Annotated in this window: 14 protein-coding genes; 9 read left to right on the top strand and 5 right to left on the bottom strand. The window is 62.1% G+C overall.

From position 1 onward, the window contains the following. Positions 1-691 precede the first annotated feature (691 nt). Positions 692-2,146, top strand: coding sequence for a glycogen synthase GlgA (gene glgA / locus BMX61_RS06015; protein ID WP_075628665.1), 1,455 nt, complete (start codon positions 692-694; stop codon positions 2,144-2,146). 448 nt (positions 2,147-2,594) lie between these two features. Here the strand turns inward: glgA and glgX are convergent, their stop codons facing one another. Continuing rightward, positions 2,595-4,673, bottom strand: a complete 2,079-nt coding sequence (glgX, locus tag BMX61_RS06005) for a glycogen debranching protein GlgX (protein WP_407703743.1) — start codon at positions 4,671-4,673, stop codon at positions 2,595-2,597. Positions 4,674-5,013: 340 nt separating this feature from the next. Here glgX and BMX61_RS06000 point away from each other — a divergent pair, with 340 nt between their 5' ends. The 4 genes from BMX61_RS06000 to BMX61_RS05985 all read left to right on the top strand — a co-directional run bounded on the left by BMX61_RS06000 (position 5,014) and on the right by BMX61_RS05985 (position 9,622). Beyond that, positions 5,014-6,075 (top strand): acyltransferase family protein, encoded by a 1,062-nt coding sequence (locus tag BMX61_RS06000; RefSeq protein WP_075628538.1) that lies wholly within the window; start codon positions 5,014-5,016, stop codon positions 6,073-6,075. A 293-nt stretch (positions 6,076-6,368) separates the two neighbouring features. Further along, entirely contained in the window at positions 6,369-7,301 is a 933-nt protein-coding gene (locus BMX61_RS05995; protein ID WP_075628539.1) for a VOC family protein, read from the top strand. 4 nt (positions 7,302-7,305) lie between these two features. Beyond that, positions 7,306-7,923: an alpha/beta hydrolase gene (locus BMX61_RS05990; protein WP_075628540.1), complete on the top strand. Its 618-nt coding sequence runs from the start codon at positions 7,306-7,308 to the stop codon at positions 7,921-7,923. A gap of 415 nt (positions 7,924-8,338) precedes the next feature. Next, a complete protein-coding gene (locus BMX61_RS05985) occupies positions 8,339-9,622 on the top strand; it encodes an adenylate/guanylate cyclase domain-containing protein (RefSeq protein WP_083639515.1) in 1,284 nt (427 codons plus the stop codon). 11 nt (positions 9,623-9,633) lie between these two features. Here BMX61_RS05985 and BMX61_RS05980 read toward each other — a convergent pair whose 3' ends face one another. The 4 genes from BMX61_RS05980 to BMX61_RS05965 form a co-directional block, all read right to left on the bottom strand. After that, complete coding sequence (locus BMX61_RS05980; RefSeq protein WP_075628541.1) at positions 9,634-10,434, bottom strand: 3-methyl-2-oxobutanoate hydroxymethyltransferase; 801 nt, start codon at positions 10,432-10,434, stop codon at positions 9,634-9,636. A gap of 82 nt (positions 10,435-10,516) precedes the next feature. Next, positions 10,517-11,758, bottom strand: a complete 1,242-nt coding sequence (locus tag BMX61_RS05975; protein WP_075628542.1) for an NAD(P)/FAD-dependent oxidoreductase — start codon at positions 11,756-11,758, stop codon at positions 10,517-10,519. Between the two features lie 11 nt (positions 11,759-11,769). Continuing rightward, positions 11,770-12,087, bottom strand: a complete 318-nt coding sequence (locus BMX61_RS05970; protein ID WP_075628543.1) for a MocE family 2Fe-2S type ferredoxin — start codon at positions 12,085-12,087, stop codon at positions 11,770-11,772. 71 nt (positions 12,088-12,158) lie between these two features. Then, positions 12,159-13,244, bottom strand: a complete 1,086-nt coding sequence (locus BMX61_RS05965; RefSeq protein ID WP_075628544.1) for a fatty acid desaturase family protein — start codon at positions 13,242-13,244, stop codon at positions 12,159-12,161. 237 nt (positions 13,245-13,481) lie between these two features. On the opposite strand from BMX61_RS05965, the gene BMX61_RS05955 reads away from it, so the two are divergent. From BMX61_RS05955 to BMX61_RS05940, 4 genes are all read left to right on the top strand, one after another. Next, positions 13,482-14,510: a LacI family DNA-binding transcriptional regulator gene (locus BMX61_RS05955; protein ID WP_075628546.1), complete on the top strand. Its 1,029-nt coding sequence runs from the start codon at positions 13,482-13,484 to the stop codon at positions 14,508-14,510. A 326-nt stretch (positions 14,511-14,836) separates the two neighbouring features. Beyond that, on the top strand, positions 14,837-15,649 hold the full coding sequence (locus tag BMX61_RS05950) for a TIM barrel protein (RefSeq protein WP_075628547.1): 813 nt from the start codon (positions 14,837-14,839) through the stop codon (positions 15,647-15,649). A gap of 261 nt (positions 15,650-15,910) precedes the next feature. Next, entirely contained in the window at positions 15,911-16,840 is a 930-nt protein-coding gene (locus tag BMX61_RS05945; RefSeq protein ID WP_075628548.1) for a sugar ABC transporter substrate-binding protein, read from the top strand. A 135-nt stretch (positions 16,841-16,975) separates the two neighbouring features. Then, positions 16,976-18,514 carry a sugar ABC transporter ATP-binding protein gene (locus BMX61_RS05940; protein WP_075628549.1) on the top strand — a complete coding sequence of 513 codons (1,539 nt, stop codon included), beginning with the start codon at positions 16,976-16,978 and terminating at the stop codon, positions 18,512-18,514. The last annotated feature ends 7 nt before the right edge of the window (positions 18,515-18,521 follow it).

Below are 18,521 nucleotides of genomic sequence, written 5' to 3'. Positions count from 1 at the left end.
CGATCTATTGGATTCGACTTTGATCTCTGCGCATCACCAGTGCAGCCGAGTCGCATCATCCTGTCGGGTCTGACCGGATCTGCGATTTTTCGCCCTGTAAGAAGGCGGAGGATTTTGCGATGGTCGGACAAGACGAGCGACGTTGGCACCACCTTATCGCCCTCCTGCCATGCAATGGTCGTCTTCGTGCCTCGTGACATCCGTCAAGCGGGACACGTCGATCCTGCCCTATTAATGGTTTCGCAACTATGGCGTGTTTGATGATGGAAGGGGAGATTTGGAGAATTTCGTGCCGGGCTGCTTCTTTTCCAGGTCATCCCGGTTACAGTCGCGTCCGGCGGGAATCGTATGGCGATGACGGGATGTCGATATCGGACCCCGTCTGCCAGAACATTTGAATACGTGCGGCCGCAGCACTTCATCAGGAAGGCTCTGTCGTCTTGAGGGTTGTCGAGACGATGCGGATCTGTAGCACGGCCGGACGATGAGACTGAGCTTGGATGCGGCCGAGAAGGTTGCGACAGGCTCAAGACCCGGGACAGGGTCTTTCGATGGGATGATCGGGCGATAACAGTGCCGACATACCAGCCGGCCAGTTCGACAGAGCGGTCCGGACGACTGTTTGAAACAAAATGGGCGTGCGCCTGAGGTTGCCGAAGAGCGACCGGCCGAAGCCCGGGACGAGGTTTGCGTGAAGATACTTTCGGTGGCGTCGGAGATTTTTCCGTTGATCAAGACGGGCGGCCTGGCCGACGTTACGGGCGCGCTGCCAAAGGTTCTCGAGCATCTGGGTTGCCAGACGCGCACGCTGGTGCCCGGTTATCCCGCTGTTCTCTCGCGCATCGAAGAGCCGCGCCCGGTGCATTTTTTCAGCGATCTCTTCGGAACGCCGGCCACTCTTCTCGAAGCGCGCCATGAGGGGCTCGACCTGCTCATCCTCGATGTGCCGAGCCTCTACGACCGCCAAGGCGGCCCCTATGTCGGGTTGGATGGACAGGATTATCCCGATAATTGGCGCCGTTTCAGCGTGCTTCCCTATGTGGCCTCGGCGGTCGCGGGCGGCCTGTTGCCGGACTGGCGGCCTGACCTGGTGCACACGCATGACTGGCAGACGGCGCTGACCAGCGTCTATATGAAGTTTTCCGACAATGCGGCGGCGATCCCCTCCGTGCTGACCATCCACAATCTCGCTTTTCAAGGCCAGTTTTCGGCCAAGCTGATCCGCGAGATCGGCCTGCCGCCGGAGGCAATGACGGTTGATTGCTTGGAATATTACGGCGATCTCTGCTTCCTCAAAGGCGGGATCCAGACCGCCAGCGCCGTGACGACGGTGAGCCCCACCTATGCCCGGGAAGTTCTGTCAACCGATCTTGGCATGGGTCTGGACGGCGCGCTGCTGTCGCGCCTGCGGGATTTCTCCGGCATCGTCAACGGCATCGACATGGAGATCTGGGACCCAGCAACGGATCCCTATATTCCCGTTAACTACGACTACAAGCAGATCCGTCTGCGCCAGCGCAACCGCGCCAAGCTGATCGACGCCTTTCGCCTGGACAATACGCCGGGGCCGATCTTCGCCGCCGTGACCCGCCTGACCTGGCAGAAGGGCGCGGATATGCTGGCCGAGGTGGCCGACGAGATCTGCAATCTCGGCGGCAAGCTGATCATTCTCGGGCAGGGATCGAAGGATGTCGAGCGCTCGCTGATCCTCGCGGCCGGCTGGCGTCCCGGCCAGATCGGCGTGCGGATCGGCTATGACGAGGCAACCGCCCATCTGATCCATGCCGGCTGCGACGTCATGGTCCAGCCCTCCCGCTTCGAGCCCTGCGGCTTGACCCAGCTTTATGCCCTGCGCTATGGCGCCGTGCCGCTGGTCTCGCGCACCGGCGGGCTTTCGGAAACGATCATAGACGCCAATGACGCGGCCATGTCGGCAAGGGTGGCAACCGGCTTCCAGTTCCATCCCGTCACCGCCGACAATCTGCGGCTCGCGGTCCACCGGGCCTTCCATGCCTATCGCGATCCGAAGAAATGGGCGCGGCTGCAGAATCAGGGTATGAAGGCGAATTTCTCCTGGGAGCGCTCGGCCGAGCAATATGCTTCGCTTTATGCGCGGTTGATCGCAGAGCAGAAGCCGGTTGCCTAAGGGCAATCCCTTAGAGGGGTGACATGGCCCCCTGGGCGATCAGGATCTCCGGATCGGCATGGACAGGGAGCTCGCCGACCGGGCGATGAAACGCATGGCATGGGCCATTTCGTCCAGCTAGCGCCTTTTGCTGATCGTTTTTGGCTGAGATGGTCACGCTCGGGTGCAAGGTGACAGCCATGAACTGGCCGGCCCCGCCAGCCTCTGCCAGCATCACGCTTTCGGCCTGATCGACAGCATTTCAGCACGACCACCCCGACGCCGGCACAGAGCCGAGATACCAGAGCTTGTGGCAGGCCGAAAGCGAGGCGACCAGCAGATCCTCCGGGTTCCAGCGGGTCGGGTCGCCGCGCATGCTCGGGCCGGAAAACGCACCTCCTCTCACGCGAAAACGGCGCGTTGCCAGCAGCAGCGCGCCGTTTCCATCAGCTCAGAGCCGACGCCGATATCAGGCCGGGATGAACAGGCAGAGACTGCGGCCCATCATTTCATAGGCCTCGCCGCCTTCGATCGCCGCATCCGTAACGGTGGGATCGTCCGTGGTGAGAACCAGGCGCCATCCGCCCTCCGGCAGAACGAAGGGCACGGTGCCATTATGCGGGTTGAAGATCACCAGCATCTTCGACCAGATGCCTTCCTGGCCTTCAAGATCGCCGCGCGAGACCAGAGCGCCGATGGTCGTGCCGCCGCCATCGGCCCAGTGCTCCGGCAGCTGGGGTCCGCCGCCGGCATTCAGCCATTCGATCACCATGCCGTCGCGCCAGTTGTCGCGGCGCAAAAGCGGCTGCTCCATGCGCAGTGCAATCAGCCGGCGGGTGAAGTCGCGGAGCTCTTCGGCCGATGGCGGAAGGTCTTCCCAATGCACCCAGCTGATCTCGCTGTCCTGGCAATAGCCATTGTTATTGCCCATCTGGCTGCGGCCGAATTCATCGCCGGCCAGCACCATCGGCGTGCCATGCGACAGGAGCAGCGTGGCAAGGAAATTGCGCTTCTGGCGCTCACGCACGGCGTTGATGGTTTCGTCGTCGGTGGGGCCTTCCGCACCGTAATTGTCGCTACGATTATCGCTATGGCCGTCTTTGTTGTCCTCGCCATTCGCCTCGTTATGCTTTTCATTGTAGGAGACGAGGTCGTTCAGCGTGAAGCCGTCATGGGCGCAGATGAAGTTGACCGAGGCCCAAGGGCGGCGGCCGCGCAGGTCATAGAGATCGCCCGAGCCGAAGAAGCGGGCGGCGAAATCCGGCGCGGTGTTGTCGGTGTCCTTCCAGTAATCGCGCACGGTGTCGCGATATTTGTCGTTCCACTCGGCCCAGCCCGGCGGAAAGCCGCCGACTTGGTAGCCGCCCGGACCGATATCCCAAGGCTCGCCGACGAGCTTGACCTTGGAGAGAACCGGATCCTGCGTCACCGCATCGAAGAAACCGCCGCGCTGGTCGAAACCCTCAGGCTCGCGGCCGAGGATGGTGCCGAGATCGAAGCGGAAGCCATCGACATGCATCTCCTCGACCCAGTAGCGCAGCGAGTCCGTGACCATCTGCAGCACGCGCGGATGCGAGGTGTTGACCGTGTTTCCCGTCCCGGTGTCGTTGATATAGTAGCGGTGATTGTCGGGGATCGTGCGATAGTAGGAGAAATTGTCGATGCCCTTGAAAGAGAGCGTCGGCCCCAGCTCGTTGCCCTCGGCCGTGTGGTTGTAGACCACGTCGAGAATGACCTCGATGCCGCCGTCATGCAGCGCGCGCACCATGTCGCGGAAGCCGTCGCGGCCATTCGGGCCGAAATAGCGATTGGCCGGCGAGAAGAAGCCGAGCGTGTTGTAACCCCAGAAATTGTGCAGGCCCTTGTCGATCAGCATGCTGTCGTCGGGGAAGAAATGGATCGGCAGAAGCTCGACCGAGGTAATCCCGAGGCTCTTGATGTAATCGACGACGGCCTTGTGGCCCATGCCTTCGAAGGTGCCGCGCAGGTTTTCCGGGATCGCCGGATGCAGCTTGGTGAAGCCCTTCACATGGGTTTCGTAGAAGATGGTCTTCGACCAGGGAATGATCGGGCTCTTGTCGCCCTTCCAGTCATAGGCGCCGGTATCGACCACCCGGCACTTCGGCATGACCGCGGCGCTATCGGTCTCGCTGAAGGACAGGTCCTTGTCTTCCGCATCCATGATATAGCCGAAATGGTCGGACGACCAGGCCACATCGCCGACGAGCTCGCGCGCATAGGGATCGACCAGCAGCTTGTTCGGATTGAAGCGGTGGCCCTCCTCAGGGCGGTAGGGGCCGTGGACGCGATAGCCGTAGAGCTGGCCGGGCTTCAGTCCCGGCACAAAGCCGTGCCAGACCTCATTGGTATATTCGGGTAGTGTCAGACGGGCGATCTCAATCCGGCCGCTGTCGTCGAACAGGCAGAGCTCAACGCGCTCCGCATGGGCGGAAAACAGCGCGAAATTCACGCCGTCCTGATCCGGAATGGCGCCAAGTCTATGCCAGCTTCCGGCCTCGATCGAATATGTTTTCACTTGAGCGTCCACGCGCGTTGTCCCTTGCAGTAGGATCGGGGTTCTGGGAGATGCCTTCACAAATTGTGCAGCGCATGCATTTGTTCCCTTGATGGCGCGAAAAAAGACAATTTCCCTTTGAAGGTTCATGCGCAATTTCTAATATGGTCCATGCATTGCGAGCCATAGGACAGCGCCATAAGACGGATCGCATGATCCCCGTCGAAAGCGTTCATATTGCGTTGCAGCATATTGATGTGTGGTGGCGGCAATGCTACCGACGTTCAGTCCCTCAGACTTAGAGCCTGAAGGATAGAAATTGCGTTCTGGAGCCTAGCTTTGATGGGCGACATGCATCGGAGTAATTGATCCAATGGCCGCAGGTAAGCTCACAGCGCTGCAGGTTCTGCGCGCATTTGCGGCACTGTCCGTTGTCTTCCATCATGCACTGCGCGCTGTCTCGGTCCATGCACCAGGAGATCTCGCAGCATCCAGCCCATTGATCATACCGGCAGCGGTTGTGGAACTCGGCGCTTTCGGTGTGGACCTGTTTTTCGTTTTGAGTGGGTTCCTGATGATCTTCATCAGCAGGAAGTATGTCTCTGGCGAAAAGCCGGTCAGCGATTTTCTTATACAGAGAATATTTCGTGTCTGGCCACTCTATGTCATTGCCACAGCGCTTTATCTTGGTCTCGCAATCGTCTCTTCTTTGACCAAGACGGGAGAGCTGCCATACGATACGGCGTGGTGGCGGTTGTTGAGTATTTTCTTTATCCCGTCCTTCGACAGAACGGGCGTGTTGCAGCCAATTGTCGGTGTCGGCTGGACCTTGAACTATGAGGCGTTCTTTTACCTCGTCTTCTCGATCGCACTCTTTTTCCCGGGCCGTTTTATCCTTCCGGCGGTTGGAGGAGTGCTCTTCGCCTTCTTCCTCGCGGGGTGCTATGTCCTTCCGAGCGGCTCTGCAGGACATATTTTTTTATCGAACCCGATTCTCTTCGAATTTCTGTTTGGCGCAGTCATAGCAGCCATGCATCGTGGCGGTTTTCTGCGGCTAAACGCATTATACTACCTGAGTGCAGGCTTTGCGTTGCTCATCGCCTTCGCTTTCGTTCCGAATGAATCAGTCTGGCGGTTCATAGCGCGTGGCGTTCCCGCTGCCTTGATCTTCATCGGCTTTTTGAGGCTCGAAGAGCGGGTGACGTGGTCGCGCCTGTTGGTCCTGCTCGGGGATGCATCCTATTCGATTTATCTCTTCCACGTCGTTATCCTCTACCAAGTGATCGGAAAACTATTTCCGCTTATTGCAAAGGCGCTGCCAGTTCTCTCAGGAGAAGTGTCGGCTCTTATGGCCTCGCTGGTGGCAATTGTTATTGGAACCCTTATCCATCTTTTTGTTGAAAAGCCGATCCTTGGCTTCTTGGGGAAAAGGTAGATGGAAGCCGCTCATTTCTAAAACGACGTAAGTCGTTCCTTACTCTTTATCATTCCTTCCGCCTGGCAAAGAGCGGTCGATTCGGGTGAACAATGCCAATGTCATTGTTCATTCTGCGGAGACAATCCGTCCTGCTCCCTGCTGCTTCACAATGCCCTCCGGTGCCGCCATCTTCAGCCCATCGAAAGGGCGGAAGAACCGCCCTGGCTGACAGGACGCCGGCAGAGGCAGCATCGTCTTTGCGCTTGTCCTGACAGCTGTTCAGCGTCTGAACGGCGCGGAAAGGACATGTCATGATCGACCAGATCAAAGGCCTCCATCACGTCACCTCGATGGCCTCCAATGCGCGGGAAAACAACGCATTCTTCACCGATGCGCTTGGGTTGCGCCGGGTCAAGAAGACGGTCAATTTCGACGCGCCTGATGTCTACCACCTCTATTATGGTGATGAGCTGGGTATGCCGGGCAGCGTGATGACCTATTTTCCCTTCCCCAATATCGCCAAGGGCCGGCCGGGCACGGGCGAGGTCGGCACCACCGTCTTTTCCGTCCCGAAGGGCACGCTGCCGTTCTGGCGCGAGCGGTTGGTGGCCCACAAGGTCGATGGGCTGAAAGAGGATGAAGCCTTCGGTGCCAAGCGTCTGCATTTCGCCGGGCCCGATGGTGACGGCTTCGCGCTGGTGGAAGTCGAGGACGATGCGCGCGCGGTCTGGACGGGCAACGGGGTCGGTGCGGACGAAGCCATTCGCGGCTTCCATTCTGTCTCGCTGCGGCTGCGCGACGAGGGCGCCACGCGCGAGCTGCTCGGCTTCATGGGTTATCAGCCCGTGGATACGCATGACGGCGTCACGCGGCTGGCGGTTCCCGGCGGCAATGAGGCTGGGGTCATCGATCTCGAAACCCTGCCCAATATTGCCCACGGGCGCCAGGGCGCAGGCTCGGTGCATCACGTGGCCTTCGCCGTGGAAAACCGCGAGGCACAGCTCGCCGTGCGCAAGGCCCTGATGGATACGGGCTATCAGGTGACGCCAGTGATCGACCGCGATTATTTCTGGGCGATCTATTTCCGCACACCCGGCGGCGTGCTGTTCGAGATCGCCACCAACGAGCCGGGCTTTGCCCGCGACGAGGATCCTGCTCATCTCGGCGAGGCGCTGAAGCTGCCGCAGCAGCACAAGCATTTGCGGCCGATCCTGGAGCAGCATCTGGAAAAGCTGGAAGGCTAAGCAAATGTCTGACGACAGCTACCACCATCTGGTCAGGCCAGGCGCGCCGGGCGCGCCTGCCTTCTTCGTCTTCCATGGCACGGGCGGCGATGAAAACCAGTTCTTCGCCTTTGCCAGCCGGCTTCTGCCGGATGCGACCATCGTCTCGCCACGGGGCGATATTTCAGAACATGGCGCGGCACGCTTCTTTCGCCGCACGGGTGAGGGCGTCTATGACATGGCCGATCTCGCCCGTGCGACGGCGAAAATGGCGGGCTTCATGCGCCGGATGGCGGACGAGCACGCGACCGGCGAGAGTCTTGGCCTTGGCTTTTCCAATGGCGCCAATATTCTCGCCAATGTGCTGATCGAGCAACCCGGCCTGTTTTCCAAGGCCGCGCTGATGCATCCACTCATTCCCTTCGCTCCCACGGCGCGCGCGCCGTTGACGGGTGCAAAGGTGTTGATCACGGCCGGCCGGAGAGATCCGATCTGCCCGGTGCCGCTGACGGAGGCGCTCGCTGCGCATCTGGAAGGCCGTGGCGCCATGGTGGAAACGGAATGGCATGCGGGTGGACACGACATCCGCCCCAACGAGATCACCGCGCTCGAACGGTTCTTGACCGGGGACGCCAACATCTGATCGCAAGATCGTGTGTGCGTCAAAGCAACGGAGAGCCTTGCGCTATCGCTCTTCTATTTGGCGCATGGTCGTGTCGAGTGGTGGTTCATCTTGCACGACTAAAACCCGAAAACCTGGGGAAGCCGCCGCGTTTGGCGGCTTTTCTGCGTGGTTTTTGTCGCAAGTGTCATCAAACCGTCATCTTGGCAGAGCCTTCCGCTGCATTTTTGCTTGATCTCGATGCATGCTTCGGCGCAAAGCACGCGATCTGATCCCCACCGGTGCGCGCTAATCGTGCAAGCTCCATGGACCGCCGGTGGAAAGACATCATGTTCGTGATCCCTCGTGATTGCGACGCATGGCCGCCCGCTCCCCTTTCGTCCAGGCCTTGAGACGATCCTGGAGGATGCAGGGCTGGGCCAAGGAACGACCCGATATGAAAAACACAGACATCGCCCGGATCGCCGCATGGCTGACCGCGCAGGGACTGAAGGGCAGCGATGAGCTTGCCATCCTCCACGGCTTCTGCATGCAGTGCCGCGCCGCCGGCTTGAAATTGGACCGCAATCTGGCGCTGATCGATACGCTGCATCCGGTCTATGAAGGCCGCGCCTTTCAGTGGGACAGCAGCGAGCCGGTGGTCTCCACCTTCGAATATATGTCGTCGGACGAAGGCGAGGCTTCGGAGAACTGGCGGCGCACGGCGTTTCACCATCTGCGCAAGACGCGCCAGGGGGAGCTGCGCCGGCGCATCGGCTTTGGCGAGCCGGCCGATTTCTATAAGCTCGATACGCTGGTGGCATCAGGGCACAAGGACTATGTCGCTCTGATCCACCGCTTTGCCGAGGCGAGCCATATCGGCGATATGGACTGTTTCTATTCGCATTGGACCACACGCGACGAGGCTGGTTTCAGCGAGGCGGATCTTGCCGCTTTGCGGGAACTGGTGCCTTATCTCGCGCTCGCCATCAAATCCTGCACGCTGGCGCGGATCTCGCGCACCATCGCCGAGGTCTATCTCGGCCGCGATGCCGCGCGCCGTGTGCTCGAAGGGCGCATTTCTCGCGGACGGACAGACCGGATCTCGGCCGTGCTCTGGTTTTCCGATCTGCGCGATTACACACGGATCACGGAGAGCCTGCCGCCGGACGAGATCATTCCCTTCCTCAACGACTATGCGGATGCGGTCATCACCTCCATCCATGAGGCCGAGGGCAACGTGCTGAAGCTGATCGGCGACGGCGTCATGGCGATCTTCAAGGCCGAGGAGAGCGAGGAGGCCTGCCACCGCGCGCTCAAGGCCGAGCATATTCTGCGCGACAAGATCGAAGCCCTGAATGCCCGGCGCGCGGCCGATGGCAAGCCGACGACGGAGGTCTATCTCGGCCTGCATACGGGCGATGTCTTCTACGGCAATATCGGCAGCGCCAACCGGCTTGATTTCACGGTGATTGGTCCCGCGGTCAACGAGGTCGCGCGCATTGCCTCGCTCTGCCGGGTGGTCGACCGATCGGTGGTCATGTCCTCACCCTTCGTCGCCAGCGCGCCGCCACCTGTGGACCGCGAGGTCGTTTCGCTCGGGCGCTATGCCTTGCGCGGGGTCAAGGCCGCGCAGGAACTGTTCACGCTGATGCCGGTGGCGCAGAAGCCGCGCCGGCCGGCGGCCGAAGATGTCGAGGCCGAGAAGATGTCGCCGACGCGGCTGCGGGCGCGGCTCTGATCGATCGCGGCCTACGCGCCTTCGATCTCGCTGAGGAAGGCGTCGAGTTCGGCATTGTCGATGCCCACGAGATGCTCGGCAGCCGGATAGGCTCCGGAACGCACATCGGCGACATATTCGCCGAAAGCGGCAATGCGCTCCTGCTGCAGACGCTCGTAATCGGCAGCAAAGTCGCGGTAGGTCTTCGCATGGCGTGGATAATGGCCGCGATGGCTGCCAAGCACGTCCTCGGCAAAGAGATATTGCGCATCGCAGCCGGCGCCGGCGCCCATGGATAGCATCAAAAGCGAGGTCCGGCGGCTGATTTCGCGCGCGACTTCGCCTGGCACCACCTCGATCTCGGCTGCAAAAGCGCCGGCGTCCTCCAGCGCTTTCGTCTGGCGCCAGACGGTGAGCGCGCTTTGGGCCGTCTTGCCGACGGCGCGAAAGCCGCCGGTCCAGGTTGCCTTGGAGGGGATGAGGCCGACATGGCCGCAGACGGGGATGCCCTCTTCCGCCAAGCGTCGCACGGTCGAAAGACCGGCCGCGCAATAGACCGCATCGCCGCCGGCCATCATCGCCTTGAAAGCGGCCCGCAGATAATCTTCCGTGGTCACGCACTGGCCATATTCCAGGCCGGGAAAGGCAAAGCAGGTCGGCGCGGCCTCGCGAAACGCCGGGCCGAGCAGCGCAGGTGGCACCGAGAGAAGATCGACGCCGGCGCGCTCGGCCGCTTCGGCCTCTTCCAGCGTCACCACCCGCAGCATGCTGAGCTGGCGCTTGCCCTTCATGGCAAGAAGATCGGCGACGGTGGGGCGGCGGGACTTGGTCATGAATGCTTCCTTGCGCCGCTGATCGGCGCTTCGCGAGAGAGGGAAGGTGGCCGGCTACATTGGCAGCCTGCTGGTAGCGCGATCAGGCTGCCAGCAGGCTCTTGAGCTTGGTCGCGGATGAGGCAAGCGCTGTGGGGTCGGGGCGGGCGCCATTGGCGATCATCATCTCGGCCAGTCGGATATCGCGCGCCACGGCATTACCAGGTCCAATGCCCGCCGCCGCCGTCAGGCGTCCCTCTGAATCGAGGTGGAAAAGGATCAGCGCCTCGGCGCCCATGTCACGCCGCACGATGCGATCGCCCTCCTGCGCCAGTCCGGCGACCTGAAGCGTCAGGTCATACTGATCCGACCAGAACCACGGCACGGCGGCATGGACCGCCTGTTCGCCGAGCAGATTGGCAGCAGCCAGCGCCGCCTGTTCCTGCGCATTGCGCCAGGCTTCCAGACGAACGCGTCGGCTCGTGCCGTCCGCGCCGGGAGGAAGGGGAAAAGAGCAGCAGTCGCCAGCAGCGAAGATCAGCGGGTCGCTCGTTGTCAGATGCCGGTCCACCGCAATGCCATTGTCGATCGCAAGACCGGCGGCCGCTGCAAGCTCCACATTCGGCACGGCGCCAATGCCGACCAGCACCAGATCCGCCTCCAGCCGCTCGCCTGAGCCGAGCTTGATTTCGGCGCCGCCCTCATGTTCCGTCAGCGCGGTCATGGTGGCGCCCGTGAGGATGCGCACGCCCTCGGCGCTGTGACGCTTGGCCACGATCTCCGCCATTTCGGCTGGCACACCGCGTGCGAGAATGCGTGGGCCCGCCTCCAGAAGCGTGACGGCCGCGCCGCGCTGACGCGCCGTCGCCGCCAGTTCCAGCCCGATGAAGCCGCCGCCGATCAGCACTACATGCTGTCCCGCCGAAAAAGCCTGGGTCAGTGCAGCTGCATCGTCGGCCGTGCGCAGGGTGCGGATGTATCGGCTTGCATCCGTCATGCCGGGCAGGCGCCGGGGACGTGCGCCCGTGGTCAGGAGCAGCCTGTCATAGGCCAGGGTGGTCTCGCCATCAGCGCCGGCAAGGCGGAGCGCTTTAGCCTGCCGGTCGATGCCGCGTGCCTCGGTGGCGAGCATCAGGGTGATGCCGGCTTCCTGATAGGCGTCGAGGGAAGCGACCAACTTTGGTCCGTCCATGCTAAGTGCCTTGGAGAGCGGCGGGCGCTCATAGGGCAGATGCCGCTCGGCGCCGACAAGCGTCAGCGGTCCCTGATAGCCACGCTCGCGCAGGGCAAAGGCAGCACGTGCGCCGCATTCGCCGGCGCCGACGATGACGATTCCCGCAGCCATGACCCTCTCCTTCAACCGATCGCGATATAGACGGTGTCGCCGTCGAGCTTGACCGGATAGGTCTGCAGATTGACGCAGACGGGCGCACCAAGCGCTTTGCCGGTCTTGTAGTTGAAGCGGCCATTATGCTTGGGACATTCGATCACCTCGTCCATGACCAGCCCATCCGCGAGATGGATCTTTTCATGGGTGCAGAGACCGTCCGTGGCGAAAAAGGCGTCGTCAGGGCTGCGATAGATGGCGAAGGTGCGTCCTTCGTGATCGAAGCGCATCACATCTTCCTCGTCGATCTCGTCGCGGCTGCAAACGGCGATCCAGCTGTCGCTCATGGTGTCCTCCAGAAAAATGGTTGATCTCGATGGGCCGCGTCCCAAGGCCTCCCGCCCCGGGTTGGCCGGCGTCATTCCGCCGCGAGCGCCTGAGGCTCGAAGTCTTCGCGATAGGGCTTGGCGGTCGGCGGCAGGCTGCGCTTGAGGAAGTAATCCTCGTTCTTCAGCTGGCGCAGGAAGGCCGGGATCATCTCGCGATAGCCAGCAAGGATCGATGGGCAGGGAGCCGGCAGATCGTGCTTGATCATCGCGTGTAGCCTGGGCAGCGCGTGGTAGGGCACCATCGGAAACATATGATGTTCGACGTGATAGTTCATGTTCCAGTAGACGAAGCGCGAGAACGGATTCATGTAGACCGTGCGGCTGTTCAGCCGGTGGTCGATGACATTGTCGGCCAGCCCGCCATGCTGCAGAAGCCCGGTCATCACATGGTGCCAAGCGCCGTAAAGACGCGGTAGGCCGATCAGCATCAGCGGTAGGATCGAGCCCATGGCAAAGGCAGCGACGATGGTTGCGGCATAAAGCGCCAGCCAGATGCGGGCGACGCGAATGGCCTTAGGCTGCTCCTCGGCGGGAACGAAGGTCTTCTCCTCCCGGCTGATGATGCCGGCGGCATTGCGCAGCATATCGACCATCGCATAGCCGGCATCGAGAATGCCGAAGACATTGAGGATCAGGCGGAACAGATCCGGCGGGCGCATGACGGCGATTTCCGGATCGCGGCCGACGATGACGGTGTCCGTATGGTGGCGCGTGTGGCTCCAGCGCCAGGTGATCGGATTGCGCATGATCATGAAGCAGGCGATTTGATAGACCACATCGTTCATCCAGCGGGTCTTGAACGCCGTGCCATGGCCGCATTCGTGCCAGCGCGAATCCGAAGCCGAGCCATACAACACGCCGTAGACCAGGAAGAAGGGCACGCACCACCACGAGCCCCACAAGGCCGCGCCGAGGCCGCCCGTGACCACCATGCCGCCGAGCCAGAGCGCGGTGTCGCGGATAGCGGGGCCATCCTCACGCTTCATCAGCTCCTTCATCTCCTTGCGGGGAATGTCGGTGTGATACCATTCGGCCGCTGACAGACCGGTCTCGACGGCGCGCTGGGCATCGCGGCCGATCAGGCTGTAGTCACGCTTCGTTGCTGATGTCGTCATTGGGGATCTCCTCCGCCGCGTCTGGCCTAGCCTTCCGGCTCGTGCTGTGCGGCTGTCTCCTGCGCCTCTGCAAGATCGTCTTGCCCTTGGCGCCGCTCCTCATGACCAAGACTGTAGGTTGACTTCCGTGCAGGCTCAATGCAGCCTTGAGAGATTCTATCATTCTTCATCATCATTGCCGCGTCATGTGTGAGGGGATTTTCTCATGCGCCGCGGCTTCAGTCTGGAGGGGACGAGATGAGCGGCAGGCCGACAATTGCGGATCTGGCCAGGGCTGCGGGGGTGAGCGTCGCGACGGTGGATCGCGTGCTCAACGGCCGCCATCGGGTGCGCGAGGATACGGCGCGGCGCGTCTATGACGCAGCGCGTGCCATTGGCTATCACGCTGTCGGCCTGCTGCGTCAGCGCGTCTTCGAGGATCTGCCGCATGTGCGTCTGGGCTTTCTCCTGCAAAAGCCCGATCAGCCCTTCTATCAGGCCGTCATGCGCGAGATCGAGCAGGCGACGCTGGCCGCGCCGGGCGTGCGCGCCGTGCCGCAGATCGATTTCGTCCCCAATTCGACGCCAAGCGTACTGTCCGAAAAGCTCAAGACGATGGCCGCCCGCAATCAGGCGATCGCCATGGTGGCGCCGGATGTGCCGGCGCTCGCCGCCGTGGTCGAGGAATTGAGCGAGCGTGGCATTCCGGTTTTCACCCTCCTGTCGGATTTCGCGGTCGGTGCGCGACGCGGTTATATAGGGCTCGACAATGTCAAGGTTGGCCGCACGGCGGCGTGGATGATTGCCAAGGCCGTGCGGAAGCCCGGCAAGGTGGCCGCCTTTGTCGGCAGTCACCGGTTTCATGGGCATGAGCTGCGCGAGCTCGGCTTTCGCTCCTATATCCGCGAGCATGCGCCGGAACTGGAGATGCTGGATACGCTGGTCAATCTGGATACGGCCGAGATCACCCATGAGGCGACCCTCAACCTCGCGGCACGCCATCCCGATCTGGTGGGACTCTATGTCTGCGGTGGCGGCATGGAGGGTGCGATTTCAGCCCTGCGGGAAGACAAGCTCGGCGGGCGGATCGCCACTGTCGTCAACGAGTTGACACCGGACTCGCGTGCGGCACTGGCGGAGGAGGTGGTGACCATGGCGATCGCCACGCCGGTCGAGCGTCTGGCGCGCGATCTGGTCGCGCGCATGCTCGGCGCGCTCGACGGCAGCCAGTCGGGCGCAAGCCAGATCTTCCTGCCCTTCGAAATCTATACGCCCGAAAACATCTGACTTGTCGTCCCCTCTTTGCAAGAATTCTTGCATCATGCCGCCTGCATCCTGTCACAGATGAGGGCGAAAGCCCGAGCTTGCGCTTTGACGGCACTGCCGTGCCGCGTCAACATCCGTGCCGGAGGAGGAGGGCAGGCGACATCGACCCACCGGCACGGCACTGCGTCGGGCAGGCTGGACGAGCCGCATCGGCCAAAACGGCGCTGGGCGCGTGACACTGCCAGCGCAAGGCCGCCGGACCTGCGGCATAACCCGGTCGGCTTCCCCGGCCGGGGATCCCGCGCCATCCTCCGATCCTTTTCAGCATCACCAAGGAGATATCATCCATGACCACGTTGCGCTTCGCGCTCAACCATATGGCAGCCCCGGGCCTGCCGCTCGACCGCTTCTTTGCGCTGGCCCGCGATCTCGGCATCGATGCAGTCGAAATCCGCAACGACCTCGCGGGCAATGCGATCCTCGACGGCACGCCGCCTGATGTCGTCAAGGCCGCCGCCCAGGCTGCCGGCCTGACCATCATCTCGATCAACGCACTGCAGCGCTTCAATCAATGGACGCCGGAACGCGAAGCCGAGGCCGAGGCCTTGATCGCTTATGCCCGCGACGCCGGCGCCAAAGCCCTGGTTCTGGTGCCGGTCAATGATGGCTCGGGCCAGGCCGATGGCGAGCGGCAGGCTAATCTTGCGACCGCTTTGGCCGCGCTGAAGCCGCGCCTGGACGCCGCCGGCCTGACGGGCCTTGTGGAGCCGCTCGGCTTCGAGATCTGCTCGCTGCGCTCCAAGAGCGAGGCCGCCGACGGCATCCGCGCCGTACAGGGCGAGGGCACCTTCAAGCTCGTGCATGACACGTTCCATCATCACCTTGCGGGAGAGGATGCGTTCCATCCTGAGCTCACGGGCCTCGTTCATATTTCCGGCGTTGCCGATGCCGGAGTTGCTGTCAGCGACATGCGTGATCCGCATCGGGTTCTGGTGACCGAGGGCGACCGCCTCGATAATCTCGGCCAGATCGCGCGGCTGCGCGCCGGTGGCTATGCCGGTTTCTTTTCGTTCGAACCTTTTTCTCCCGATGTTCACAGCCTTCCGGACGTCCGTTCCGCCCTTGCCGAGAGCATCGCCTTGATCGAAAGTCATATCTAACCAATGCCCTGCGCGTCTTTGTGAACAGGCGCTTTCCATCACATGACAAGCGGCCCGGCGGAGGCTTGACGCCGGGTCAAAAAATAGAATACATATTCCGTATACACAGGATATCGGTCTTTTTGTTCTGTTTTCCTGGAGCGGTTGCCCAGGCCTGAGGAGAGGCGGGGAGCAACCGGAAGATTGCAGGGTTCGCGAAGCGCGGCTCTGTCTGCCGGCGTGAGGAGGGTGGTGCCGGCCACCGTTGGAGGAGGAAATTACATGAAAAAGTTCATTCTCGGCGCTGCCATGGCCGTATTGATGTCCGGCGCCGCTCAGGCCCAGACCATTGGCGTCTCGATGGCGCTGTTCGACGACAACTTCCTGACCGTCCTGCGCAACGGCATGCAGACCTATGCCAAGACGCTGGATGGCGTGACCCTGCAGGTCGAGGACGCGCAGAACGACGTGGCCAAGCAGCAGAGCCAGATCCAGAACTTCATCGCCTCGGGCGTCGATGCGATCATCGTCAACCCCGTCGACACCGACGCGACGGCTGCCATGTCGAAGATCGCTGCCGATGCCAAGATCCCGCTCGTCTACGTCAATCGCGAGCCGGTCAATGTCGACAACCTGCCCGAAAAGCAGGCCTTCGTCGCCTCCAACGAAAAGGAATCCGGCACGCTGGAGACCCAGGAAGTCTGCCGCCTGCTGAAGGGCAAGGGCAAGATCGTCGTGATCATGGGCGAGCTGTCCAACCAGGCCGCGCGCATGCGCACCCAGGACGTCAAGGACGTCATCGCCACCGATGCATGCAAGGGCCTCGAAATCGTCGAGGAGCAGACGGCCAACTGGTCGCGCACCCAGGGCAGCGACCTTGTCACCAACTGGCTCTCCGCCGGGCTGGAATTCGATGCCGTCGTCTCCAACAATGACGAAATGGCGATCGGCGCCATCCAGGCGCTGAAGGCAGCCGGCCGGAAGATGGACACCGTCGTCGTCGCCGGTGTCGACGCCACCCAGGACGCGCTGGCCGCCATGGCCGCCGGCGATCTCGATGTCACCGTGTTCCAGGATGCTGCCGGCCAGGGCCGCGGCGCCGTCGATGCGGCCATGAAGCTCGTCAAGGGCGAGAAGGTCGAGAAGAAGAACTACGTTCCCTTCCAGCTGGTCACGCCGGAAAACCTCAAGACCTTCCAGGCCAAGAACTAACCACATGCCGGGCATCCATCTGGGGCGAACGTTCCCGCTTGGATGCCCGGTTTGCGGCCAGGAAGCGTGCGGCCGGCGACAGGATGCCGGCCGACCATCGGGGCCCTTGAAGGCTCTCGTTCAGGGAGAAACGCGATGATCAGCCCGTCGACCATGGCGGCCGTGCGCGCGAGCGGCGCCGTGCCCAAGTCCGAATATCTGATGACCGTCACCGGCGTGCGCAAGGAATTTCCCGGCGTCGTCGCTCTGGACGATGTGTCCTTTCGCTTGAAGCGCGGCACGGTGCATGCGCTGATGGGCGAAAACGGCGCCGGCAAATCGACGCTGATGAAGATCCTGGCCGGCATCTACCAGCCCGACAAGGGCGAGATCAAATTGCGCGGCGTGGACATCCAGCTGACGTCGCCGCTCGATGCGCTGAAGAACGGCATCGCCATGATCCATCAGGAGCTGAACCTGATGCCCTTCATGACCATTGCCGAGAATATCTGGATCCGGCGCGAGCCGTTGAACCGCTTCGGCTTCGTCGATCACACGGAGATGAACCGCAAGACGGCGGATCTCTTTGCCAGGCTGAATATCAAGCTCGATCCGCAGATGGAGGTGCGCGACCTGTCGATCGCCAATCGACAGATGGTCGAGATCGCCAAGGCCGTCTCCTATGAATCCGACGTCTTGATCATGGACGAGCCGACATCGGCCCTGACGGAGCGCGAGGTCGCACACCTCTTCACTATCATCCGCGATCTCAGGGCCCAGGGCATCGGCATCGTCTACATCACCCACAAGATGAACGAGCTGTTCGAGATCGCCGACGAATTCTCGGTCTTCCGCGACGGCAAATATATCGGCACCCACGCCTCCAGCGATGTCACACGCGATGACATCATCCGCATGATGGTGGGGCGCGAAATCACCCAGATGTTCCCGAAGGAGGAGGTGCCGATCGGCGAGGTCGTGCTCTCCGTGAAGAACCTGACGCTCGACGGCGTCTTCCGCGATGTATCCTTCGATATTCGTGCGGGCGAGATCCTCGGACTTGCCGGCCTCGTCGGCTCCGGCCGGTCCAATGTGGCCGAGACGCTGTTCGGCGTTACGCCGGCTAGCGCAGGCACCATCGCGATCGATGGCAAGCCGGTGACCGTTGACTCGCCCACGGCCGCCATCCGCCACCGCATGGCCTTCCTCACCGAAGACCGCAAGGATACCGGCTGTCTCCTGATCCTGGACATTCAGGAAAACATGCAGATCGCGGTTCTCCAGGACAAATATGTCAAGGGCGGCTTCGTCGACGAGAAGGCCGTGGCGCGTGACTGCGCCGACATGGCCCGCAAGCTGCGCGTGAAGACGCCGAACCTGCAGGAGCGGATCGAGAATCTGTCCGGCGGCAACCAGCAGAAAGCGCTGATCGGCCGCTGGCTGCTCACCCATCCGCGCATCCTCATTCTCGACGAGCCGACACGAGGGATCGATGTCGGCGCCAAGGCCGAGATCCATCGTCTCGTCACCGAACTCGCCCGCACCGGCGTCGCCGTCCTGATGATCTCCTCGGAGATGCCGGAGGTGCTCGGCATGAGCGATCGGGTGATGGTCATGCATGAGGGGCGCGTCACCGGCATTCTCGACCGGGCCGAAGCCACGCAAATCAAGGTCATGGAGCTGGCGGCCCAATAGGCGCCGG

Origin of the sequence: Xaviernesmea oryzae, assembly GCF_900109605.1 — a bacterium.
Taxonomy (GTDB): domain Bacteria; phylum Pseudomonadota; class Alphaproteobacteria; order Rhizobiales; family Rhizobiaceae; genus Xaviernesmea; species Xaviernesmea oryzae.
Note: the sequence above shows the minus strand (reverse complement) of the source record. Positions and strands in the feature narration are given on the sequence as shown.

Excerpts from the sequence above, each read along its gene's own strand:
- BMX61_RS06000 (WP_075628538.1), top strand. The coding sequence starts at position 5,014 with ATGGCCGCAGGTAAGCTCACAGCGCTGCAGGTTCTGCGCGCATTTGCG.
- BMX61_RS05995 (WP_075628539.1), top strand. The coding sequence starts at position 6,369 with ATGATCGACCAGATCAAAGGCCTCCATCACGTCACCTCGATGGCCTCC.
- BMX61_RS05990 (WP_075628540.1), top strand. The coding sequence starts at position 7,306 with ATGTCTGACGACAGCTACCACCATCTGGTCAGGCCAGGCGCGCCGGGC.
- BMX61_RS05985 (WP_083639515.1), top strand. The coding sequence starts at position 8,339 with ATGAAAAACACAGACATCGCCCGGATCGCCGCATGGCTGACCGCGCAG.
- BMX61_RS05980 (WP_075628541.1), bottom strand. The coding sequence starts at position 10,434 with ATGACCAAGTCCCGCCGCCCCACCGTCGCCGATCTTCTTGCCATGAAG.
- BMX61_RS05975 (WP_075628542.1), bottom strand. The coding sequence starts at position 11,758 with ATGGCTGCGGGAATCGTCATCGTCGGCGCCGGCGAATGCGGCGCACGT.
- BMX61_RS05970 (WP_075628543.1), bottom strand. The coding sequence starts at position 12,087 with ATGAGCGACAGCTGGATCGCCGTTTGCAGCCGCGACGAGATCGACGAG.
- BMX61_RS05965 (WP_075628544.1), bottom strand. The coding sequence starts at position 13,244 with ATGACGACATCAGCAACGAAGCGTGACTACAGCCTGATCGGCCGCGAT.
- BMX61_RS05955 (WP_075628546.1), top strand. The coding sequence starts at position 13,482 with ATGAGCGGCAGGCCGACAATTGCGGATCTGGCCAGGGCTGCGGGGGTG.
- BMX61_RS05950 (WP_075628547.1), top strand. The coding sequence starts at position 14,837 with ATGACCACGTTGCGCTTCGCGCTCAACCATATGGCAGCCCCGGGCCTG.
- BMX61_RS05945 (WP_075628548.1), top strand. The coding sequence starts at position 15,911 with ATGAAAAAGTTCATTCTCGGCGCTGCCATGGCCGTATTGATGTCCGGC.
- BMX61_RS05940 (WP_075628549.1), top strand. The coding sequence starts at position 16,976 with ATGATCAGCCCGTCGACCATGGCGGCCGTGCGCGCGAGCGGCGCCGTG.